Origin of the sequence: Streptomyces spiroverticillatus (assembly GCA_014650415.1) — a bacterium.
GTDB lineage: Bacteria > Actinomycetota > Actinomycetes > Streptomycetales > Streptomycetaceae > Streptomyces > Streptomyces spiroverticillatus.
Window position 1 is genome coordinate 1 of sequence record BMUX01000029.1, and the last position, 21084, is coordinate 21084.

Annotated in this window: 22 protein-coding genes and 1 pseudogene; 8 read left to right on the forward strand and 15 right to left on the reverse strand. The window is 68.5% G+C overall.

Annotated features, from left to right (window positions below; genetic code table 11):
- Positions 1-274 (forward strand): hypothetical protein (locus IE269_RS43540; RefSeq protein WP_318299695.1); only part of this gene is annotated, 274 nt, incomplete at its 5' end.
- Positions 275-464: 190 nt separating this feature from the next.
- A complete protein-coding gene (locus IE269_RS39575; RefSeq protein WP_189828184.1) occupies positions 465-665 on the forward strand; it encodes a hypothetical protein in 201 nt (66 codons plus the stop codon).
- A gap of 104 nt (positions 666-769) precedes the next feature.
- On the opposite strand, the pseudogene IE269_RS39580 reads toward IE269_RS39575, so the two are convergent.
- A pseudogene (locus tag IE269_RS39580) lies at positions 770-859 on the reverse strand (transposase); the annotation flags it as partial.
- Positions 860-1171: 312 nt separating this feature from the next.
- On the opposite strand from IE269_RS39580, the gene IE269_RS39585 reads away from it, so the two are divergent.
- Positions 1172-2044: an ATP-dependent DNA ligase gene (locus tag IE269_RS39585; protein WP_189828185.1), complete on the forward strand. Its 873-nt coding sequence runs from the start codon at positions 1172-1174 to the stop codon at positions 2042-2044.
- A gap of 15 nt (positions 2045-2059) precedes the next feature.
- Here IE269_RS39585 and ku read toward each other — a convergent pair whose 3' ends face one another.
- Together ku and IE269_RS39595 are read right to left on the reverse strand one after the other, a co-directional pair.
- Positions 2060-2992, reverse strand: coding sequence for a non-homologous end joining protein Ku (gene ku, locus IE269_RS39590; RefSeq protein ID WP_189828186.1), 933 nt, complete (start codon positions 2990-2992; stop codon positions 2060-2062).
- Positions 2993-3098: 106 nt separating this feature from the next.
- Positions 3099-3716 (reverse strand): hypothetical protein, encoded by a 618-nt coding sequence (locus IE269_RS39595; RefSeq protein WP_189828187.1) that lies wholly within the window; start codon positions 3714-3716, stop codon positions 3099-3101.
- A gap of 251 nt (positions 3717-3967) precedes the next feature.
- Between IE269_RS39595 and IE269_RS39600 the strand changes: the two genes are divergently transcribed.
- Entirely contained in the window at positions 3968-4363 is a 396-nt protein-coding gene (locus IE269_RS39600; RefSeq protein WP_189828188.1) for a hypothetical protein, read from the forward strand.
- Between the two features lie 441 nt (positions 4364-4804).
- Here IE269_RS39600 and IE269_RS39605 read toward each other — a convergent pair whose 3' ends face one another.
- Positions 4805-5614: a hypothetical protein gene (locus IE269_RS39605; RefSeq protein ID WP_189828189.1), complete on the reverse strand. Its 810-nt coding sequence runs from the start codon at positions 5612-5614 to the stop codon at positions 4805-4807.
- Positions 5615-5819: 205 nt separating this feature from the next.
- Here IE269_RS39605 and IE269_RS39610 point away from each other — a divergent pair, with 205 nt between their 5' ends.
- Complete coding sequence (locus tag IE269_RS39610; protein WP_189828190.1) at positions 5820-6413, forward strand: hypothetical protein; 594 nt, start codon at positions 5820-5822, stop codon at positions 6411-6413.
- A 31-nt stretch (positions 6414-6444) separates the two neighbouring features.
- Here the strand turns inward: IE269_RS39610 and IE269_RS39615 are convergent, their stop codons facing one another.
- From IE269_RS39615 to IE269_RS39640, 6 genes are all read right to left on the reverse strand, one after another.
- Positions 6445-6615 carry a hypothetical protein gene (locus IE269_RS39615; protein WP_189828191.1) on the reverse strand — a complete coding sequence of 57 codons (171 nt, stop codon included), beginning with the start codon at positions 6613-6615 and terminating at the stop codon, positions 6445-6447.
- 12 nt (positions 6616-6627) lie between these two features.
- Entirely contained in the window at positions 6628-6975 is a 348-nt protein-coding gene (locus IE269_RS39620; protein WP_189828192.1) for a hypothetical protein, read from the reverse strand.
- A gap of 12 nt (positions 6976-6987) precedes the next feature.
- Complete coding sequence (locus IE269_RS39625; protein ID WP_189828193.1) at positions 6988-7671, reverse strand: hypothetical protein; 684 nt, start codon at positions 7669-7671, stop codon at positions 6988-6990.
- A 201-nt stretch (positions 7672-7872) separates the two neighbouring features.
- On the reverse strand, positions 7873-8094 hold the full coding sequence (locus IE269_RS39630; RefSeq protein ID WP_189828194.1) for a hypothetical protein: 222 nt from the start codon (positions 8092-8094) through the stop codon (positions 7873-7875).
- Positions 8091-9143 carry a DNA polymerase Y family protein gene (locus tag IE269_RS39635; RefSeq protein ID WP_189828195.1) on the reverse strand — a complete coding sequence of 351 codons (1053 nt, stop codon included), beginning with the start codon at positions 9141-9143 and terminating at the stop codon, positions 8091-8093. The genes IE269_RS39630 and IE269_RS39635 overlap by 4 nt, the downstream gene beginning before the upstream one ends.
- Entirely contained in the window at positions 9140-12586 is a 3447-nt protein-coding gene (locus tag IE269_RS39640) for a DNA polymerase III subunit alpha (protein WP_189828196.1), read from the reverse strand. The genes IE269_RS39635 and IE269_RS39640 overlap by 4 nt, the downstream gene beginning before the upstream one ends.
- 234 nt (positions 12587-12820) lie before the next feature.
- Here IE269_RS39640 and lexA point away from each other — a divergent pair, with 234 nt between their 5' ends.
- Positions 12821-13498, forward strand: coding sequence for a transcriptional repressor LexA (gene lexA / locus IE269_RS39645; RefSeq protein ID WP_189828197.1), 678 nt, complete (start codon positions 12821-12823; stop codon positions 13496-13498).
- Positions 13499-13706: 208 nt separating this feature from the next.
- Here the strand turns inward: lexA and IE269_RS39650 are convergent, their stop codons facing one another.
- The 4 genes from IE269_RS39650 to IE269_RS39665 all read right to left on the reverse strand — a co-directional run bounded on the left by IE269_RS39650 (position 13707) and on the right by IE269_RS39665 (position 18270).
- Positions 13707-14795 (reverse strand): hypothetical protein, encoded by a 1089-nt coding sequence (locus tag IE269_RS39650; protein WP_189828198.1) that lies wholly within the window; start codon positions 14793-14795, stop codon positions 13707-13709.
- Between the two features lie 1049 nt (positions 14796-15844).
- Positions 15845-16102: a replication initiation protein, RepL2 gene (locus tag IE269_RS39655; protein WP_438817672.1), complete on the reverse strand. Its 258-nt coding sequence runs from the start codon at positions 16100-16102 to the stop codon at positions 15845-15847.
- 50 nt (positions 16103-16152) lie between these two features.
- On the reverse strand, positions 16153-16608 hold the full coding sequence (locus IE269_RS39660; protein WP_189828241.1) for a MarR family transcriptional regulator: 456 nt from the start codon (positions 16606-16608) through the stop codon (positions 16153-16155).
- Between the two features lie 864 nt (positions 16609-17472).
- Complete coding sequence (locus IE269_RS39665; protein WP_189828200.1) at positions 17473-18270, reverse strand: hypothetical protein; 798 nt, start codon at positions 18268-18270, stop codon at positions 17473-17475.
- 285 nt (positions 18271-18555) lie between these two features.
- Between IE269_RS39665 and IE269_RS39670 the strand changes: the two genes are divergently transcribed.
- On the forward strand, positions 18556-19704 hold the full coding sequence (locus IE269_RS39670; RefSeq protein ID WP_189828201.1) for a ParA family protein: 1149 nt from the start codon (positions 18556-18558) through the stop codon (positions 19702-19704).
- Positions 19701-20714 (forward strand): ParB/RepB/Spo0J family partition protein, encoded by a 1014-nt coding sequence (locus tag IE269_RS39675; RefSeq protein ID WP_189828202.1) that lies wholly within the window; start codon positions 19701-19703, stop codon positions 20712-20714. The genes IE269_RS39670 and IE269_RS39675 overlap by 4 nt, the downstream gene beginning before the upstream one ends.
- A gap of 159 nt (positions 20715-20873) precedes the next feature.
- Here IE269_RS39675 and IE269_RS39680 read toward each other — a convergent pair whose 3' ends face one another.
- Positions 20874-21074 (reverse strand): hypothetical protein, encoded by a 201-nt coding sequence (locus IE269_RS39680; protein ID WP_189828203.1) that lies wholly within the window; start codon positions 21072-21074, stop codon positions 20874-20876.
- Positions 21075-21084: the final 10 nt, after the last annotated feature.

The window sequence follows — 21084 nt, forward strand, 5'->3', positions numbered from 1 at the left end:
CGGAGACAACTGGCGGCACGGATCCGCCGCTGCCCGGGCAACGATCTTCCATCCGGTGGGAAGCGATCTCCGAACTTCCCCTTGCTGCCCTGGCCAGGACAATTCGCGAACACCCCGGTTGTATGAGGTGGCCGAGCTGGGCGTCGGCTCGTGTCCGTCGTCGATCGAGGACGCCGGCTTCTTCGGCGCCCTGCACGAGTCCGGCGACGGCCGGCTGACGCTGCTGCTGCCGGGCCGGGATGCGGTGGTGGAGGACACGCGTTGGCGCGAGTGATGTTGGCGGAGGTGTTCTGTGTGCCGTTGGCGCCGTTGCCTCCTTCGGTGGAGATGTCTGTACTTCGCTCCGCGGGCGGCTTGGAGGGGCACCATGATGTCGGGTGACGGGCTGAACTAGTCGCGCAGTTCAGCAACTACTGCTGGGGGGTGCATCAACGAATGAGGATGAGTTGGTCGAGGACCTACTCGTGCGCACGGAGCGCGCGGTGGAGGACATCGTCGGCCTCAGCGCGGACACGAGCATCACGTTCAAGCTCAAGGACTTGGTGGACGCCGTGGAGCGAGGGCTACCGGCTGGGTACCCTGCCGTGTGGATGGAGGGGCTCAACCGGCGCGACGTCGTGGGCAGCATGGCCACTGAGATCTTGGCCAGCGGCAAGTACGCGTAGTAGGCCGAAGCGCCCCAGCCCACCGTCTTGAGTTCTTCTAGTGGTCGTCGCAACACCCCAGCTCAGGGGATGCGATGGACTTCAAGATCCGGGACAGCCGGGGGCCGCAGTACGGACCAGATGCCTTCGACCGGGTTGAGGTCGGGTGCGTAGGGCGGCAGCAGGACCACGGTGAGCCAGTCGCGGTCGGCGATGTAGCGGCGCATTCACCCGACCTTGTCCACCCTCATGCCCTGACCCCCGCGCGTCCCCAGCGCGGCCAACTGCGGCGGCAGCCGTACCAACTCCACAATCCACCGTGGCCTACCCCTGCTGGCCTCGCCCACCAGACCCGGCGGGTGTCTTCGCTGCCATGCCCGCCTCCGGGCGTGGAGCGTGGCTGTCGCGGCGCGCGGACCGCAGCACCGGCACCGCCTCGTACCGGACGCCCCGTACCGGTCTTCGGCAATGGGGTGGCTGGGCTACTCCCCCGCGCGGCCGCCGATCGCCCACGGCAGGGTGGGGGGATGGACGCCCCGATCACCCTGGCCCTCGCCCAGGCCGTGGACAGCCTCCCGGTGGACGAGGCGCAGCTCGCGTACGAACCGAAGTTCGACGGGGCAAGGACGACCATCGAGCGCACCAGGTCAGGTGCTGTCCTGCGGTCCAAGGCCGGGCACGTGGTGACCTCCTCGTGGATGGACCTGGCAGCGGCGGCCATGGACCTGCCCGACGGGGTCCTGCTGGACGGTGAGGCGGTCGTCTACCGGGCCGGGAAGCTCGACTTCAACGCGGTGCTCCAGCGGTCTGGATCCGGCAGCCGGCGCGCGAGCGCTCTCATCAGCAGGCTGCCTGCCTTCTTCGCCTGCTTCGACATCCTGCGCCAACCCGCCCACGGCTCGCTCCTGTCGTGGCCGTACCGGGAGCGCAGGGCGTTGCTGGAGGAGATCCTCGCTCCGCTCGGGCCCCCGCTGCAGGCGGTGCCCATGACCACGGATCCAGATGTGGCCCGGATCTGGTGGGAGAGCCTGCGGCTCGTAGGGATTGAGGGCTTGGTGATCAAGCGGCTCGACGGGGTCTACCCGGCCGGGAAACGCGGCTGGAGAAAGTACCGGCACAGTGACACGGTGGATGGTGAGGTCGTCGGCTTCACTGGCACCCGCGCCTACCCCGTGGCCCTCGCCATCCGGCTGCCGGGCGGGGAGATTGCGCTGTCCCGCAAGATCACGGCCCCGGTCCGTGCCGAGGTTGCCGTCCACCTCGCGAGTACCGCCCCTACCGCACCGGTGCACACCCCCGACGGTGTCCGCTACACGCCCTGCCCGCCGGGTCTCACCGTGGAAGTCCTGGCCGGTACCACCCGGCACGCCACAATCACGGTCACCCGCGTCCGGGACTGACCCACCCTCTTGTGGTCAGGCGGTCGACTTCCGGACGGCCGGCTTCTTCGCAGGTGCCTTCTGGGCCGTCTTCGCGGTCTTCCTCGCCGGCGTCTTCTTCGCCTGGGCCTTCTTCTTGGCGTGGCCGGCGAGGTCGTGGACGCTGGCGTCCTCGGTGCTGTGTTCCCCGCGGGAGGCGCGGGCGGACTCCACGGACTGCTGGAGGGCCGCCATCAGGTCGACGACCGTCTCCTTCGGCCTGCCCTCGTCCTCGGCGGTGGACGGTTGGTGGCCGTCCGCCTTCGCGGCGAGAAGTTCCTCCAGCGCCTCGCGGTAGTGATCGCGGTACCCCTCCAGGCCATGGTCGGAGGTCATCTCCTCCATCAGGGAAATCGCCGCGCCGACCTCCCTGTCGTCCAATTCGATCTTCCGGGGGGCGAGTTCGGTGGGCGAGCGGACCTCATCGGGCCACTTCATGCCATGCAGGACCAAGGCGTCCTCCATGACGCGCAGCAGGCCGAGGCGTTCGCGGCCGTGCCAGGCGAATTTCGCGACGGCGACCTTGCTGCTGCGCTCCAGCGCCCGCCGCAGGAGGGTGTAGGGCTTCGCTGCGACCGGCCCGTCGGCTGCCAGGTAGTACGAGGCGCCGATCCTCACCGGGTCGATGGACGCCGCCGGAACGAAACCCACCACCTCGATGGCCTTCGCGGTTGGCAGCGGAACTTGATCGAGTTCCTCGTCGGTGACCGCGATCAGGGTGTCCTTGGAGACCTCGTACGCCTTGCCGATCTGGTCGTTGGCGACGACCTCGCCGTCGAGCTCGCAGACCTTCTGATAGCGCACCCGGCCCATGTCCTCCAGGTGGTATTGGTGGAAGCTGATGTTGTGGGACTCGGTCGCCGGATAGACCTTGATCGGGATCGTGACCAGGCCAAACGAGACCGCTCCGCTCCAGACAGGGCGTGGCATGACAGTCCTCCAGCCTCCAGGGCACTCCAGCCTAGAACGCCCCCGTAGCCCCGGCACCCGGAGCACGTCCGGGTCCCACGGATACCGGGCGGCCGCCGGGGCTGGTTCAGAAGGCGCCGGTCTCCTCGAAGGCTGTGCTGTAGACGCTCCAGCCGCCCAGCCGGGCCAGCAGGGAACGCGCCGCGTCCACGCTGATACCCAGCGCGGGTGCCACCTCGTCCGGTGAAGCGTGCGCCGCTCCGTGGGCGGCGACACCGACCTGAGCGGCGAGGACCTCCAGGCGACGCGCTGCCCGCACCCCGGCCACCGGATGATCCGCAGTGAGGGCATCGATGCGGGACACCACTTCCTCCAGCAGCGCGATCAGATCCTGGGGCAGTGGGACCGCGGCGCGCTCGACCGCCTGGAGATGCTGGTCCCAGTCCTCGAAACATGCGTCCGCCGCGTCCTCACCGCCCTCGCGCAGCGGCGTCTCGCCGATCTGTTCCCAGTCCAGCGTGCGCCCTTCGCCCACCCATCCGCAGGAGCACACGGCCCGCAGGGCATCAGCCCGCGGTCCATGGAAACGACGGCCGTCGTAGTACACCCATAGGTTCGAGGTGGTGCCGTACGCGGAGGCACCGTCGAAGTACACCGGCTTCGGCACACTGCCGTCCGCCAGCAGCACCCCCACCCGGCCCTCGTGCGACGCCCCGAACTCGTCAGTGTCCCAACGCTCCTCCACCGCACTCCCCTCCCCACCACCGGGCCTGATACCCCGCACTGTGTGCCCGAACCGGCCCCCTTGGAAGGCCTGTCCTACGACCATGGCCCACAACGTTTCGTCGCGGAGCGCGAACACGAAATGCCCCGCGAATGGAGTGCATCAGCACACCGGCCCGCCACGTTGTGCTGCCCGTTCAAAGGTGCTCGCTGCTCCCTGTTCTCTGAGGTCAAGGTGGCGCGTAGGGTGCGGTAAACAGCGAGGGGATGATCTTGAACTTGGATGTGCCGGGCCCGGAAGCCGACTGGATGGATGCGCCCACCACAGCGTGCGCGAACCCCAACCCTGCATTGCAGACCAGCATGTGGTGGTACGTCTCGGGCCTCTTCCGCGAAGTGGCAGCACTGGCACCATCGCTGGAAGCCATGGCAGGCCGGCTGAAGCTGACGATCGAGCGCGGCTGGGAAGACCTGGGAGGCGTTGACGTCGCGATGATCCAGATCCGCGGCGTGCACTTCGCCCTGCACCGCCTCCAGGACAGCGCGATGACGGACACCATCGTCTCCGTCCTCAGGGAGACGGAAGACGACCAAGCAGCACTCGACGTCCTCCTCTCGGCCCTGGGGATCGGGCGTGATGCGGTGACGTATGACGCAAGCTCCGCGTAACCGCGAGACCGGGCAGTCCCCACCGCGCGGCATCCCCCTCGACTCAACGGGCATGGGGCCGGGCGCCGTCGCGAACTGCGGTAACAGCAGTGCCTGCGATGACTACGGCGACGGGTGTGCCTCCTGGTAGCTGCGGCACAGCTGCGCGAAGGCCTCTTCCAGGTCTTCGCGGTGCTCTCGGCGGCAGGGTTTAGGAGGAACGTTTCCTTCTTCAGGCGGACGAAGCCGATCCGCTCTCACCCGGCGGTGACCTTGCGCGCGGCCCGGTCCCACTCCTGCGCCTCCTCCCCCACCGCGTCCACGTTCCCCAAGCCGGATCCCACCCCGCCTCCTGCCCCCTGTTCACCAGCGAGAAGCGCACCCGGGGGCAGGCCCTCACCCCCGGCCCCGCGCTCGTTCGCATTCTCGACCGCGTCGCCGCCGGCCACGACCGGCACCGGTTCACTTCCCGCGCCCGTCCTCCTCGACCTCAACGTCGTAGTTTTCGGAAATGAACGTACGGACCCTCAGAACCATGCGGAGCCTGCGCCCCAGTTCGTCCGCGAACTCGTCCTCCCAGGAACGCGTGCTGTCCATAGGCCCGACGCCCTCATCGAAGGCGTAAAGCGCCAGGACGTCCGGGACGCCGATCACGAGCACCACACCGCGGTCATAAGGGTCGACGGACACGGTTTCGAGGCTGCTCCTCTGCATGGCCTCCAGCACGTCGGACGTCAGACGCCCCGTCAGCACCGAGTCCCAGGGGCGGCGCACGATCTCGTCCCAGAGTTCATGGGCTCCGTTCACGGCCGGGGCATCGGTCTCTTCCCCAACAGCCCGCTCGTAGAGGTCCTGAATTTTGCGCGTGTAAGCGGTCAGCGCCTCGTCCGCGCCCTCGGCGTTGAGATGGGGGCGGGTCCTAACCGCACCCAACGCCAGCACGTTCGCCGCGCTCATCGTTACCGGCTTCGACACCAGAGCCAGCCCCTTCAGGACATTGGTCACCGACCCTGTCGAGATCGACGCGCGCTCTGCCACCTCCAGATAGCCCGGGCACCATTCGTTGTACAACTTGATCAGCAGCTCGGCCAGCTCGCGGTGCGGACCCATCGGCAAGTCATCCCGGTAAGGGTGAATCCGTTTTCCCATGGCGAGAGTTCCCCGTTTCGTTGAAAGGCGGCGCGGTGCGGCCCACCGGGTCCGCACCCTGTGGACGCACCACGAGAGCACGGCAACGACGAGTCCCGCCAGGATGTTCTCCAGAAAGGTCATGCCGATGACGGTCCCAGCGGGCACCGGGCAGATGAACGGAAATGAACGCGACCCGGCGTACAGCAAACGGAAGGGCCGCCTGCGTCAACGCCCCCTGAGACCCGGCCCCGGTTCCGGTCCCGAGCATGTGACCGTCGACCGAGCAGTGCCGTTGTGCAGAGGGAATGCCACCAACGACACCACGCGCGCGAAGGGACCGGCTGCAATGCCCACGGCCCACCTCTCCCACGCAGACGGCACCGTCGAGGAAACGCTCATCTTCGACGGGCAGATCTGGGCCGAACACGCCGACGGCTCACGTTGCACCCGCACCGGCAAGGGAAAGCACCGGCAACGACCGCTGGACCCGCGCTGCCCCGGGCGCACCGGATACGTGGCTCGCTGCCGCTACTGCGGGTGGAAGGCTGAAGGGAAGGCGTACGCGCCTCTGCGGGCGGAGACAAAGCTGCACGCGGAAGCTTGCGATGCCCGGAGGCCGCACATCATGACGGCCAGGGAATGGGTCGAAATGGGCGGCGGGGCTGCCCCCCGCCCAGCTCCCGACTGCCGCTACGCGCGTGCCGCCCTGGGTGCGGCGGCGGCAACCGCCGAACTGCGCGATATCCCGGCGTGGACCGACGAGACCTACCGGTACGCGTGGGTGGCGATCCAGAACCTGATGACCGCGCTCGGCACCCTGGACCCCACCGCCCGACAGCTACTGGCCCCCGCCGCCCGCGCGCTCGGTGTGCTCGACGCCTACGTTGAGCACACCAATGGTGCACACCCGCCGCCTTCGCACGGCCGAACGACGCGGTGACGGCGGCCCGGCAGCGCTCGAACCAGGCTGTTCAGGACCGGGAGAGGTCTCTGGTCAGGATGGCGGCCACACCGGTCTTCTCCTCACCCTTGCGAACGTCTCTCACCTGGTCGACCACCCAGAAGCCGTTCTCGTGCACGACGCGCATCACCCGTGTCACACGGACGGGCGGCCCGGTCTCGGGGAAGAGCTTGTAGCTCACCGGGACGCCGTATCACCATGGGTGGACACCGGAAGCGGGGAGTTCGGTCACGGGGCCGGGGTAGACGTTGGAGACGTCGAGCCGCTGCGGCTCGGGAGTCGACCAGCGTGCGGTGTGCTTCGAGCCGTCCGGGTAGGGGGCGAGCGGTTCCCCGTTGGTGTACGGCAGGTGCCTCTGCACGCAGTCGGCGATCGTGCCACGGTGCAGGCAGGCGGTGGTGAGGAGGCAGATCTCTTCCCAGTCGCGCTGGTGGACGCTGGTTTGGTAGTGGAAGGCGGCGCGCTGGACCTTGGCGGCGAAGGTCGCCCAGAAGACTCTGGCAAAGAAGTCCGCAGCCCGTAGGCCGAGCGCCTGAACCACCCGAGGCTACGTCTACCGGGGAGGGCGGGCATCCTGGAAGGCGCGACACAGCCGGGCGAAGGCTTCTTCGAGGAGTTCCCGCTGCTGCTCGAAGGCCTCGGCCGCCGGGTCCAGGAGGAACGTTTCCTTGCGGAGGCGGACGAAGCCGATGCGCTCCCACCCGGCGGTGACCTTGCGCGCTGCCCGGTCCCACTCCTGCGCATCCGGGGTCCAGCCCGGATCGGGGCGCAGGCCCGAGGTGCAGGCGACGGCCCGGCACCCGGGCACCAGCCGGCTGATCGCTTCAGCCGCCAGCACAGGTCCCAGGGCAGCGCCCCGCCAGGCAGGATCGAGCCGGACCTCGTCCATGACCAGCAGATCGGTCCCCGCGTAAAGGAGCCGGTCGCCGACCTCACCGGTGAAGTAGCCGGTGACCGGATCCAGAACAGCGTCGGCGAGCTCGACCAGGTCCTCGCTCTCGTCCACCAGAGCCGCGTGCGCATTGCGGCCCTGGGTGAGCCGGACCCGGTAGAACACCATCCGCCCGACCTGCACCCCTTGCTCACCTGTGCTGTGCTTCGGGTCGTGATGGCGGATGCTCACCGTCCACGGCTCGACGGTGCGGGCGTGCGGCCCGGCCAACGGGGCACTCTCGTACGCGTAGTGCAGGCGCAGCCCGGCGGGATCGGCGGGCAGGCGGGCAGCAGGGTGAGTCACCGCGTCACCCTATTCGGGCCACTGCCGAACGAGGCGCTCCGCCAGGCCGTCGTGCTGCTCGCGCAGCGCGATCGTCACGCCGGGCTGGGCCCACGGTGTTGAGGAATTTGCGGTCGGCGGTCTCCGCACTCTCCCACTGCCCGTACACCGCCGGGCCGCCCGGGCGGAAGCGGAGGGTCAGGTGGTAAACGGTCCGCTCGCTCATGCGTGCGTCCAGGGTGCAATGCGCAGGCGGTAGGCGGTGCCGGTGGTGATGGCGCGGGCCTGGTCGTAGAGATCCCGTTCGGGGAACTCCAGCAACGCCCGCTCGGCCGCTCGGCGCAGCAGGGCCACGACAGTTGCTGTGGGATGGCCCTGGTGGGTGGCGGCGAGCGCCGCATAGGAGTGCGGGTACTGCTCGTACGGGCTGAGCTGCTCGGTCATGTGCGGTTCTCCTGCCGTGTCGCGGAGCGGGAACGGACGTGGGGTGTGGCGAGGGTGGCGGGCTGAACGGCGGCGGCACCGTAGCGGGCGCGGATGCGGTCGGCGACGGATTCCAGGGCCAGAGCGTGCTCGTCCGCGGGCTCGAAGGACAGCTGGGCGCTCGCATCGGCGGCCTGGCTCAGGCCTTCGGCGCGCAGGGTGAAGGCGCGGACGCGAGCCCGTTGCAGGCCGAGGACTGTCAGGAGCGCGTGCGCGTCGGCGGCGAGGGCGCGGCTGTGCTGGGTGGCCTCGTTCAGGGTGCGGGAGCGGTTCGTGGTGGTGCGGTCGGCGTAGCGGACCGTCAACGTCAGCGTTTTGGTGACCTGTCCGCTGGTGCGCAGGCGCAGCCCGAGGTCCTCCGCGAGCCCCAGGAGCGCTGCGTAGTGGGCGGCGGGGTCGAGGGTGTCGTGGGGGAACTCGCGGGTGATGCTGGTGGACTTGGCGTTCTCGCCGGGCTCGACCGGGCGGGGGTCAATCCCGTGGGCGCGGTCGTGCAGGAGGCGTCCGGTTGCGGTGCCCAACAGGCGTTGGAGGGTGAGGAGCGGGGTGTCGGCCAGGGCGCCGATCTGGTGCAGGCCGTGCCGGGTGAGCGTGCGGGCTGTAGCGGGGCCAATCCTCGGGAGGGCGGCGACCGGGCGCGGACGCAGAAACCGGGCGATGGCGTCGACGGTGTGGGGCACGAGGGTGAGGCCGCCGAGTGGGGTGGCGTCGGCGGCCATGGTCGCGAGCATCCGGTTCGGCGCGGCACCGACGCTGGTGTCGATGCCGTACAGGGCCTTGACGCGGATTTGCAGCAGCCGTCCCAGCGCCTCGACATCCCGGTCGAACAGCCGCAGTGAGCCGGTGACGTCGAGCTCAGCGGCCAGCGGGGGCAGGGGCTGGACGAGCGGGGTGAGTGTGGTGAGCAGCCCGATGAACTCCTCGTACCGGGTGGGGTCGTCGTACGGGAGGTGGAAGTGCACGCGCAGGATGTGCCGGTCGCGCACGCCAGCGGCGGTGGGGGTGGTCATCCGGGGCTCCCGGGGCTGCGGTGGCCATAAGCGGTGAGGTCGGCGGAGCGGGTGCCTGCGGGCTGGAGGTCGGCCCACGGATGCAGCCGGGCGCCGGCGGTTCCGTCGGGCAGGGTGCGCTGCGGCTGAGCCGGGGTGGGGCTGGTGCGGGAGCGTCCCAGTAGGGCGAGGACGGCTTCGGGGCCGCCGTCGCGGCGGGCGTCGGCGAGCGCGTCCAGGTCCCAGACCATCGAGCCCACCACGGTCCGCCGGGGTCCGCGTTCTTCGACGGTGCCGCGGACGAGGAGGAGCCCGGAGTGGAAGACGGTGTGGGCGCAGGCCTCGTGGGAGTCCTCGAAGAACGCGATGTCGACCAGGCCGGCGCCGTCTTCGAGGGTGACGAAGATGATCCTTTTGCCCGAGGGGATGGGTGGGGTCTGGGTGGAGGCGCGGACCCCGGCGACCAGAACCTGCTGCCCGGCCCGCAAGTTCTTGAGGTGGGCTGCGTCGGTGGCGCCGACTTCGCAGAGCATCCGGTGGTGGTGGTCCATCAGGTGCTGGGAGACATCGGCCTTGAGGACCTCCAGTTCGGCGCCGAGGGCTTCGCGGGCGGTCATCTCCGGCAGCCCCGACGGGCCGCTGGTCGCGGTGAGCCCGTCCAGAGGCAGCTGCCCCTCGGCCTGCCGCTGGCGGGAATGCCGGTGGAGTTCGTGGACCTGGAGCAGCAGGTCGCGACGGCTCTGCGTGCCGCGTACTCGGTCGAGGGCGCCGATCTCCACCAGGCGTTCCATGGTCGGCCGGGAGGGGTGGGCGCGTTCCCACAGGTCTGCCAGCCCGGCATAGGGCTGGCCGGCGACGATCCGGCGCACGTCGTCCTCCTGGATGCCCTTGACGCCGGAGAGCGACATCCGCACTCCCCACGTCCCGTCCGGCACCTTCTCCAACTGGTAGGCAGCGGCAGAGTGGTTGATGTCGACGGGCAGGATTGGCACACCGTGGCGGCGGGCGTCGGAGATGATCACCCGCATCGGCCACATGCCCGGGTCGTGCTCCAGCAGGCCCGCGTACAGGGCGGCCGGGTGGTGGGCCTTGAGCCATGCCGACTGCAACGCGGGGACGGCGAAGGCGACCGCGTGCGCGCGGCAGAACCCGTACGCCCCGAACCCCTCGATCACCTGCCAGATCTCCTCCAGCACGTCGCGGGTATACCCGCGGGCTCCGGCTTCGCGCAGGAACCAGGTGCGGACCTGCGGGAGGCGGTCGGCGTTGGAGAGGGCGCGGCGGGCGACGTCGCCCATGGCCCGGTCGCAGCCGGTCAGGACGGCGAACATGTCGATGATCTGCTCGTGCCAGATCGTCACGCCGTAGGTGTCGGCGAGGACGGGTTCGAGGTCGGGGTGAGGGTAGGCGGGGGCGGCGCCGTGGCGGGCGGCGATGTACTGGGCGGGCATGCCCCCGGACACCGGGCCGGGCCGGAACAGCGAAATGTCGGCGATGACGTCCTGCGGGTCGCGGGGCTGCAGTCGGCCCAGGAGGTCCTGCTGGCCGGGTGATTCGAGCTGGAACATCCCGATGGTGTCGGACGCCTGGATCATCTTGAACGCGAAGAAGTCATCGAGCGGCACCTGGGCGGGGTCGTCGAGGTCGATGCGCGCGGCACCGCTGGTACGGGCGATCTCGTGGACGGCGTGCGCCATCGAGGACTGCATCCGTACTCCGAGGACGTCGAGCTTGATGAGGCCGAGGTCTTCGACGTCGTGCTTGTCGGCCTGGACCATCGGGTACTGGCCGCCCGGGGTGGGCTGTACCGGCAGCCGGTCCAGCAGGGTGTTGTCGGTGATGATGACGCCGCACGGGTGCATGGCCATCCCCCGCGGCAGCTTGTCCAGGCCTTCCGCCAGCTCGAAGAGCGCTCCGAAGCGGCCCGCTTCCTCCTTCAGCTCGCGTAGCTCGGGGAGTTCGGCGAGCGCGGAGGTGATGTCGCAGGCCCGGATGTGCGGGAAGGACTTCGCGATCCTGTCGACGTGCTGGGGGGCGATGCCGAGCGCAAGGCCGGTGTCGCGGAGGGCGTGGCGGGCGCGGTAGGTCTCGGGCATGCCGGTGACCGCGACCCGCTCCGGGCCGAAGCGGACGAAGATGCGGTCGTAGACCTCCAGGCGGCGGGCGGACTCCACGTCGATGTCGATGTCCGGCAGCGACGTACGCCGCTCGGACAGGAACCGCTCGAACAACAACGAGTGCTCCAGCGGGTTGGCTGTCGCGATGTGCAGGGCGTGCGCGACCATCGACCCGGCCCCCGAACCGCGGGCGGCAACCCGGATGCCCATCTCGCGGACGTCCGCGACGACTTGGCCGACGGCCAAGAAGTACGCCTCGAAGCCCAGCGTCGTGATGACCCGCAGCTCCTCCTCCATCCGCTCCACCGCGGCGGGGACGTGGTCAAGGCCGCGGCGTGCGAGACCGGCCTCGGCCCGGGTACGCAGCAGCGCCGCGACCGCGCCCGGCTCCGTCCCGGCGCCGACGACCGCCGGCTCGGGGAAGTGCGGGCGCCCCAGACCGAGATCGGCGACGGGGTCCAGGACGCAGGCCTGCGCGGTCTCCGCGGTCTGACCCAGCAGCCGGCCAGCCCGCTCAGGCTCCTGCCCGGCTGCCTCGCAGATGCGGGTGGCGATGGTGGCCATGTCGGTGGGGCCCTTGAGCCACCTCTGTCCGGAGTCCAGGCGGCGGCGGTCGATCGGGCGCAGCAGCCGGGCCGCGTCCAGGACGTCTGCGAGCCGGTGCTGGGCGGGATCGGCGTAGCGGGCGGCGTTGGTGAGCACGGCGGGAATGCCACGCTGGTCGGCGAGCTGGAGGGTGCGGGCGGCGAGCCGGGTGGAGCCGGGCCCGGTGCCCAGGGTGCCGTACGAGAGGACCTCCAGCCGCAGCCCCGTCCCGAACAGGGCCTGCCACGGGGTGAGGAGCTGCTCGGCGCGGTCGGCCCGGCCGGCGGAGAGGGAGCGCAGCGGCTCGGAGGCCGGTCCCAGCAGGGCGATCAGCCCGTCCACGCCCACCTCGGTGAAGGCCTGGTGGTGCACGATCGGCGGGCCTGACGGCAGGGCATGTGCGGTGGAGACCAGACGGCACAGCCGCGCCCACCCGGTCCGGTTCTGGGCGAGCAGGGTGATGCGCAGCGGGGCCTCGGTCACGTGGGCGCCGCCGCGCACCGGGGTGCGACGCCGTGTTGTGGGGGTGGTCGGTGCGGGTGTGTGCGGGGCGACGGCGATGTCGACGCCGAAGAGGGGCCGCACGCCAGCAGCGAGGGCGGCCTTCGCAAAGCGGACCGTGCCGGTGACGGTGTCGCGGTCGGTCAGCGCGAGCGTGTCCATGCCGCGGTCGGCAGCCGCCCGGACCAGGGCCTCGGGATGGGAGCCGCCGTAGCGGGCGGAGAACCCGGAGGCGGCATGCAGATGAGTAAAACCGGGCATGACCTGCCGCCTTTCATCTGCGTACCCTCCCCACCACATGATTAGAACGTCTGTACGAATAGCCTAGCGTGTGCCACTTCTGCCCGCACGGCATCAGCTGTCGGATGGGGCCACCGGAACCCCTCCCGGCCAGGCGCGGCACGGGCGGGACAGCCGGAAAGAATTTCGATCGCTTGTTCGCGTCGATGGGTGCGGCGGGGTAGCGTGCACGAAACGATCACAACCGGGAGAGCCATGCCCCCTACCCGCCCCGGCCCCGGCCGCCCCAGGGGAATCCGCCCCGGCCCCGACGGCCTCACCGCACGCCAGAGCGCGATCGTGGAAGCCGTCCGCGACCACGTCCGCGCCCACGGCTACCCGCCCTCGATGCGCGAGATCGGGGCCGCGGTCGGGCTCGCCTCCACCTCCTCAGTGGCCCACCAGCTCGGTGTCCTGGAGCGGCGCGGCGTCCTGGAGCGCGACCCGCAGCGCCCCCGCGCCTACCGCATCACCGCCGACCGGTTCGCCGCCCTCGCCGCCCCACCTGACGACGTGCACCGGGCCGTGAACGTGCCGCTCCTCGGGCGGATCGCCGCGGGTACCCCGGTGCTTGCCGAGCAGCACGTCGAAGACGTCCTGCCACTCCCCCGCCGGCTGGTGGGCGAGGGCGACCTCTTCGTCCTGGACGTCGTCGGCTCCTCGATGATCAACGCCCACATCGCCGACGGCGATCAGGTCGTCGTCCGCTCCCAGAGCGAGGCGCAGAACGGCGACATCGTCGCCGCCATGATCGACGGGGAAGCCACCGTCAAGCGGTTCAAGCGCGACGGTGACCAGGTCTGGCTCCTCCCGGAGAATCCCGGGTACCAGCCGATCTGGGGTGCCGAGGCCACCATCCTCGGCAAAGTCACCGCCGTCCTTCGCCGACTCTAGGCAGATCGGGGCAACACACCGCCCCCCTATGCCAGCGGCGCCCCAGCTCAATGCCATTCTGAGCAGTGCCCGGCGGTGCCCATCCCGAAGCCGATGCTGCCGCCGGGCACATCCGCTCCCGGCCCGACAACCCATTGGCTCCTGCACGCCGCGCACTCTGGCCGCCATGGCGAATCGTAGGGGGACATCGCCCAGAGGAGCAGTGCCCTCAACCTGACTCTGCGCCCCCAGACACCCGTCGACCAGCCCTGGGCTCCCCGGTCTTGCGGTCCAGCTCGCGGTCTGCCCAGCTCGGCACTCGAAGAGCCAGCTTCCGTCGGGCCTTCCACTCCCCTGATGTACCCCATCCCTTCATGCGCTCCAGCCGCTCGCCGTGCCGCTGAATCGTGCGCACCTCCAGCTCGCCCGGCCAGCCAAGCGAAGAGCACAGGATCGTCGTGCACTGATCCGAGGATCCGTCTGGGCGGCAGTGGCAATCCTCGTCCAGGACGCTCAGGGGCAATCCCCACTCGGGGTCCGCGAGCAGCCGTGCGAACCGGCGGTGTCCTTGTGCGTTGGCGGCGCTTCGCGGCGCGCCGAGCGCGGGGTGGTGCGGATCCAGAACGAGGCGAGATCCCGCGGTGCTGGCAGGATTCTCCCAACCCGTGACGAGCAGTGGGATACCCAAGGTGCGCACCAGCCCCACTCGGCGTGGAACACCGCTGTAGAGCCAGGCTGACGTCCAGGCCCGTGTCATCTGGCTGCGTTCCGTGGCGTACCAGGAGTCCGGGGCAGCACGGGACCAGGACGTCAGTCCGCAGTCCGCCGACTCGGCCTCTACTTCCTTCACCGCCTGTGTCCAGCGCAACGGTTCGATGCCGTCGAGGACTACCTGCGCCGGCGACTGAAGCGAGCGCAGGACGACCTTGTCCTTCTCGACCTGGGCACGCACCCCGGCGATGCCGCTCTCCAGCGCGCGGTCGTAGGAGCGTGGGAGCAGTGCTTCGACGAGATCCTTCGCCTCGGTTCGGGACGGGTTCCACTGCTGGACGACATCGCCCTCCATGCAGATCACGAGCCGGTCCGGCTGGGGATCGACGTGTGTGATTCCCCAGGGGTGCAGGGTGCTGATCTTGCGCCAGGCCAGGGTGCTCATCACCAGACCCTCAAGCAGGGTCTGCTCGGTGGAGGAGAGCTCGGAGATCAGTCGCGTGCGGGACGATGCCGCACGCACCCGCTGGAGGCACCCGGTCCAGGGAATCCCGGTGTACAGCCGAAGCTGCATGGCCCGGCGGTTGATACGCGTCCCGTTGTTCATCAGATTGCGCCTTCCCGGCGCACCCGCCCCGACCCGGGCGCGCAAGGAGACGTGGCTGCGACCATGGGTATGACGTGCAGAAGGCGGTGCCATCCGAGATGGCTTGTCCCCGGTGACATGCGTCGGGGTACGGGAGCTGGGCCCCGCCGAGAGCCCGCCCCCGGACATCACCACAGGGGGACCCTCTTGGTGCAAGCCGACGCCAATGAGGCGCCGCGAAGTTCACCCCCGCCGGGGATCAGCACCTCAGCGGTGACTTTTCGAGCGTGCCCACGACTCCCCTGCCCGCCGCGCCCGGATCCGCGAACCCCACGCCCGGCGCAAGAACCTGGAGCGCGACGTCACCCGCAATAGGGAGCAGTGGATCAAGACTCCGGCCGACCGACCGGGATCCGGTCGACCTGGTGGTCGAGCGGGTGGTGAATCCGGTTCAGGTGCCGGTTTGGGCGTCGGCGGTGATTACCGACATCCTCCGCTGGATGCAAGGCGTGTTGCACCACATCACACAGGGAACGAATCTGCACATATGCGCCATGTTTCGCGAACCGCAAGAAAAGTCGGTCCACAGAATAGGGTCTCTCGCGACCGTTCGCGGCTTCCCTGGAGTGATCGGTCCTAGGTGCCTCCAAAAGGGCCCCAGCAGGCCGTACAGGCATTTTGGATTCCGACTCAGTACCGGTAAGTCACTTTTGGCACGCTCGAAGGAGCAGCTACTGGCCCCTCGCGGTCCTGTCGGTCTGCAGACACGGCGAAGCCAGCACCACCAGGTGACACCGGCTTCTAAGCGGAGTGCAGGTTTCCGTACCCCTATACGCGTCGCACCTCTTCACGGGCACCTCCACCCGGAGAGCGAGGCGCTCCTGCCTCGACTGCTCGGCGCCACTGGGCGTGCAGCTCCCCCATGTCCGGTTCGCACAGTGCATCCCCCCGCTCTTTTTCCAGGACTCACGGGAGATGCGCAGCCACATGTACGTGAGGTGGATGAGTACCGCTCTCAGGAGCGGTACTCATCCACCTCACGTACATGTGCACGGTCTCAGAGAGCGGCCTCAGGTTGCCCGGCGCAAGGGGACAACGACGTCCTCGCCAGTGGACTTCGAGCTGAGCCGGTAATAGCTGATGTGCGCGAGCCGGTCGGACTCTTCCAGCCAGCCGGCTGCCACAACCTGGCGGCGTGTGCGGGAGAAGACGGTGGGCGACATCCCCACGGGAGCGGCAAGTGCCGCACCGGTCTCTACGACAGCTCCGGCCCGGTCGGTGGGGTGCATCGCGTAAAGCATGACGACCAGGCGCTGGTTGGCGGTCATGCCGGCCGTGCGCTGGAGAACATCCAGGAGCTTGGTCTTGTCCTCGTTGTTCACTTGGCCTCCCAGTGCGACGGGTTGGTGTTGCCGAATCCGGGGATGTCCGGCGGCCTGCAGGACTTGATGGCTTCCCGCTGCTCAATGCCGGTGCCATGGAAGGCGATGTACGGGCCGATGCGGTACAGCTTGTAGTTGCCGATGCGGCCCCGCTCGATCAGGATGCGCCGCTTGAGCAACTTTCGGTTGATCTTGCCGACCGCATCGCCGGTCATGCCGACCCGCTTGCCGATGTCGGCGCCAGTTGCCCGTAGCGGCTCCATGCCCAGGGGTGAGATCCCAATCCACCACAGCACAAGGAACTTCTGGCTGGGCGTGAACTCCCGGCTCTCCGTGATCGCTTCAACCCAGGCCTTGTCTACCTGGATGTGATCACCGGAGAAGGCGTACGGCGCGTACGGGGCGGCCTCGCCGGTATCGGCGTCCACCCCGCTGACCGTCGACAGCGACATGCCCGCGGCGCGTTGCGGCGCCATGCAGTCCGTCACCGCCATCGCCCGGCACCTGGGCGCAGCCCACTCCACTCTGTCCCCAGGTCCTCCTCACGGTGCATGGCAGCCGATGCGGGGGCAGTGACCGGAAACGGTGGAGCGGACAGTGGACAGGATCGGTTCCAGCTTGTCGGCCGCCAGCGGCTGACCAGTGTCCGGATCGGTAGCACCGGGTACCTCGGCCAGATATCCGCCGAGCTGTACGGGGTCGGGATCGTGACGACGCGAGCCGGGGATGAACTTGCTCTTGCCCTGCCCGTGCGGGCTCAGTGTCGGACTCGTGACTGCCGCCCTCTCCGGAGCAGCCGGTCGGGAAGGAGGTTGCTTGAGGGCAGTCGGGGCCGGCTCCGCTCCTGCGGGTGCGGGAGGCAGGAGCGGGGCCGACGCCCGCCGCCGCGAGCCCCGCCGGGGCGGTGTCGGCGAGTGGGATGCCGTACTTCGCCAGGCGTAGCTGCATCGCCAGCGCCAGTCACGCACTGGGCGGCTCAGAGCCAGTCGGAGGCTTCTACCTGCGGGAAGTGCATGGTTGGTGCCTGACGTTCTCTTGCCCGGTGTACAGGTAGTGCTGGAAGACAGCTTCCTCAGGGTGGGTCGCGATGCGGATGCTGTTCCATGCTTCGTTGTGTGTGGTGCCCAGCAGTCGTGAAAGTCTGCGAGCTTGCCAGGATGTGATGGGTGCAAAGATCCAGCGCTGCCGCGTGAGTTGCCGAATACGGTGATCCATACCGTGTTGTCCTGTCAGTCGATGACGTTTGCTGCCAGGAGCGCCATCCGTAGGGAGGAGTAGCTGGTGAGCTGTGCCGCCCTCAGGTGCCGCGCGGGTTGTCAGCCGGGCTCTGCAGGGGTGGTCGGCGGGGTGTGATCAGCCATCACAGGGGGGTGAGCCTCTTGGTCGTCCATGCAGTCAGTGCAGTGACAGGGATGATGTGTCGGCTCGAAAGCGGCAATGAAGGCCATCGCCTGGCTCCGAAGGGGTGCCGGCAGATGGTCGAGCCCTTGGTCGTCGTACGGATAGCTGCCGTAGAGGGCATGCATTGCTGCTTCCAGAATGTCGTGCCGGTCCGGATCGCACCAGCCGGTCTTCCTGGCGATGTCGCGACCCACCGAATACCACACGACTGCCTCTCCGGGCCTGTCTTGTCCCGTGAGCCCGGCCAGGTGCTCTTTCACGGTCGGGGTGACGTACGCGTCGACCTGTCGGTCGTTGTTGACTTGGAGGTAGCGCCGCAGAGAGTACGGGCTTACTCCTTCGCCGCGCAGGTAGGCGCTGATGGTGCCGATGAGTAGATGCAGGTGTTCCTGCGCGTCAGTGAGCTTGTACAACGTCGTGGTCTGCCACCCTGCGAAGCCGTCTGTGTTCCAGCGCCCTTCGTCCATGGCGCAGTAAAGGTACTTGGCGATGCGGTGGCAGTGGTATCGCACAAGTTCCGTCAGCACTTCGGGGACAGGCATTGAGTGGAAGTCTTCGGCGGTGCTGTGGGCAGTGTGGGCTTGTTCGGCGAGCTCTCTGGCACTGGAGGGTTGGTCCTGCCGGATTGCTTGGAGAGCAGCTGCGTAGGATTCGCCGGTTTCGGCCTGCCGTCGGCGGGCTGCGTTCGACCGTGCCTGGTTGTGGGGCTTCATGGGGGTGCCTTCCGCGCCGGTCCCGTGATCTGGCGCTGGCAGCGGTGATGACGTCAGAAGGCCAGCAGGCGATTACGCGGCGCGTAGTTCAGCTGTCGACGCAGTGCACCGCTCACGGGGCGGTGGACGCTGAGCTGGAGCCGTCGCTGAGCGACTCTGGGGAAGACAACGAACGACAGTTGCCAGTAGTCACGGCCTTGAACGCCTGGGGTTGTGTCAGGTTGCGCCGCGCGCATCGTCGCTGATTGCGTCTCAGAACAATGGCGGCCTAGTAAGGTTCGCCATATGAGTATCCCTAGCCCGCGTGGTGACCGAGAAAAACTAATCACCGCCCTTACCCCCCAGCTGCGACGCCTGCTGAAGATCAGGGCCTTCGAGCACGGCATGGACATCCAGGACGCGGCGGAGCACGCCATCAAGGCGTGGTACGACGTCCAAGAGCCGCCCGAGGTCGCCACTGACGGTGCGAAGACCTGGGGCACCTTCCTGCCTCCCGGTGAGCCCGAGCAGTTCAAAGACACCTGCAACGCGCGTAACGTGACATACGTTCAGGGACTCGCCCAGGCCATCACGATGTGGCTGGAGGCCCACCCCTCCCCCTCCGCGCCGCTCACCGCCCAGCCGGTCACTCGGGTGATAGTGGCCAATCAGAAGGGCGGGGTCGGTAAGACGTTCATCAGCAGTGGCATTGCCCAGGCACTTGCCGAAGCCGGCAAGCGGGTACTGATCGTCGACTACGACCCGCAGGGACACCTCACGTCCGAGTTGGGCTTCGAGGACCTCATGTACGAAGAGGACGTGGAGACACTCCTCATGCACATGGAGGGCACCGCCAAGGACGACATCCACGATCTGCTCGTGGCGCTCGACCAGGAGCGGTTCGGCGAGCGGCTCCATCTGCTCCCGGCGTCCGATGACGCGTTCCTGCGCGATGTTTCCCTGTCGAAGGTGTCGTTCAGTGAGGCGGCCCTTGAGCGGGCCCTTGAGCCGCTGGAAGCTGACTACGACGTCATCGTCATCGACGGTCCGCCCAGCCTGGGTCTGAACATGGACACGGCGCTGTACTACGTCCGTCGGCGGGAGGGGGAGCTCGCGGATCGTTCCGGCATCATCACGCCGGTGTGGGCCAACAAGGCGTCCCACCGCGCATTCAAACTGTTGAGCAAGCAGAAGGACGACCTCTGCCACAAGGGGCGCATCACGATCGACTACCTCGGTCTGGTCGTCAACGCCTACGACAGTCGCCGCGGCAAGCTCGTCAGCCAGAACAAGGACCAGTGGGAACGCAGCTCCTCCCCCTCGGTGCTCGCAGTGATCGGCGACCTCAAGGAAGGCCGCGAGGCAAGCGACGGAGAGATCCCGCTGCTGGAATACGCACCGGACAGTGAACACGCCAACGCGATGCGGGACCTGGCGAAGGAGTTGGCGGTATGAGGCAGGTCAAGGCGAAGCCCCAGAGCGAGCGTGTGACCCAGGGGTTCTCGATCGATGAAGAGGGGACGGACCAGACTCCCGTACCTCGCCGTTCTGTCCGTACGCGGGAACAGATCATGAGAGGCGAGGGCAAGCGCCCGCCGGCCTCCGTTGCGTTGTCGGTGCTGGCACACAACCCTTTCAACCCGCGCGATGAGCTGACCGACATCGAGGAAACGGGCGCGTCGCTCAAGGAGCGGGGGCAGCTTCAGCCCATCGCGGTTGTACGCCGAGCGGCCTTCCTGGCGGTGCACGCGGATCAGGCTGAAGCGATTGGCAACGCGGAGTACGTTGTCATCGACGGCAACCGTCGTCTCGCCGGAGCCACAGCAGTGGGACTCCCCCAGCTTCGCATCGACGTCAATGATGATCTTGCTGCGTCTGCCGCCGACATGCTTGAGTCCGCGCTGATCGCGAACATCCACCGTGTGGACGTTCCACCGATGGATCAAGCCAAGGCCATTCAGCAGCTGAAAGAAGTCCACGGATCCCAGAACCAGGTAGCCAAGCGCCTCGGCAAGACAGCCGCATGGGTGTCCCAGCGGCTCGCCCTCCTGGAGCTCACTCCAGAGCTGCAAGTCCAGGTGGAATCGGGAGACCTGAAGGTTGAGCCCGCCCGCCGCATCGGGCGCCTCCCGAAGGAGCAGCAGGCGGAGGAAGCCGCGAAGGCTGTTAACGCCGTTAAGACCCCGCGCCCGCGTTCTCCCCGACGCACCACGGAACAGCCTTCGGCCGCCGAACCCGTTAACGCCGTTAATACCCCTCCAGCTGCAGCTGGGGTTTCGGCCTCCACCATTAACGCCGTTAACAGCCGGGAGGACAATGAGGGTGAAGGTGACGGAGGTACGGCACCGGCCGTGATCGACTGGAGCGATCCCGAGGCGGTAGCCGCAGTTGTCCGCCAGCGCATGTCTCTCCCCCACAGAAAGCGATTGGCTTCGATCCTCCTGCGGGAGAACACGTCCGACTGATCCAGAGGTTGTCGGACCCCAGACACACAAAGGGCCCGGCCCCGCCAAAGCGGGAGCCGGGCCCTTTGTGTGGGTCAGGCCGCTCTGGAATGCGGGCAGTGCCGACGGTGGTCTTGAGCCCGCGGTTGGCACGGTCGTGTCCTTGCGGGCGTAGCGGGCCTACAGAGGCCGGACGACCTGGAACCGGTCGCTGCTCGGGTCGGCGTGGATGTGCGCCCCGTCCCCGGCGGCTGCCGCGCGGTCGTCCGCGAGGGGCAGTGCCCTGGCTTCGCCCATCGGGACTTCGCTGAGGACGGTGGCGTCGCGGTCGCCGCAGTGGCGGCAGCGGGACGCCCGGCTGAGGGTGACGGTGGGAGCCACAGGGGGCCTC

What these genes read in the sequence shown, in the direction of transcription:
- IE269_RS39585 (WP_189828185.1), top strand. Translation starts at nt 1,172, where the DNA reads ATGGACGCCCCGATCACCCTGGCCCTCGCCCAGGCCGTGGACAGCCTC.
- ku (WP_189828186.1), bottom strand. Translation starts at nt 2,992, where the DNA reads ATGCCACGCCCTGTCTGGAGCGGAGCGGTCTCGTTTGGCCTGGTCACG.
- IE269_RS39605 (WP_189828189.1), bottom strand. Translation starts at nt 5,614, where the DNA reads ATGACCTTTCTGGAGAACATCCTGGCGGGACTCGTCGTTGCCGTGCTC.
- IE269_RS39610 (WP_189828190.1), top strand. Translation starts at nt 5,820, where the DNA reads ATGCCCACGGCCCACCTCTCCCACGCAGACGGCACCGTCGAGGAAACG.
- IE269_RS39630 (WP_189828194.1), bottom strand. Translation starts at nt 8,094, where the DNA reads ATGACCGAGCAGCTCAGCCCGTACGAGCAGTACCCGCACTCCTATGCG.
- IE269_RS39635 (WP_189828195.1), bottom strand. Translation starts at nt 9,143, where the DNA reads ATGACCACCCCCACCGCCGCTGGCGTGCGCGACCGGCACATCCTGCGC.
- IE269_RS39640 (WP_189828196.1), bottom strand. Translation starts at nt 12,586, where the DNA reads ATGCCCGGTTTTACTCATCTGCATGCCGCCTCCGGGTTCTCCGCCCGC.
- lexA (WP_189828197.1), top strand. Translation starts at nt 12,821, where the DNA reads ATGCCCCCTACCCGCCCCGGCCCCGGCCGCCCCAGGGGAATCCGCCCC.
- IE269_RS39650 (WP_189828198.1), bottom strand. Translation starts at nt 14,795, where the DNA reads ATGAACAACGGGACGCGTATCAACCGCCGGGCCATGCAGCTTCGGCTG.
- IE269_RS39655 (WP_438817672.1), bottom strand. Translation starts at nt 16,102, where the DNA reads ATGACCGCCAACCAGCGCCTGGTCGTCATGCTTTACGCGATGCACCCC.
- IE269_RS39660 (WP_189828241.1), bottom strand. Translation starts at nt 16,608, where the DNA reads ATGTCGCTGTCGACGGTCAGCGGGGTGGACGCCGATACCGGCGAGGCC.
- IE269_RS39665 (WP_189828200.1), bottom strand. Translation starts at nt 18,270, where the DNA reads ATGAAGCCCCACAACCAGGCACGGTCGAACGCAGCCCGCCGACGGCAG.
- IE269_RS39670 (WP_189828201.1), top strand. Translation starts at nt 18,556, where the DNA reads ATGAGTATCCCTAGCCCGCGTGGTGACCGAGAAAAACTAATCACCGCC.
- IE269_RS39675 (WP_189828202.1), top strand. Translation starts at nt 19,701, where the DNA reads ATGAGGCAGGTCAAGGCGAAGCCCCAGAGCGAGCGTGTGACCCAGGGG.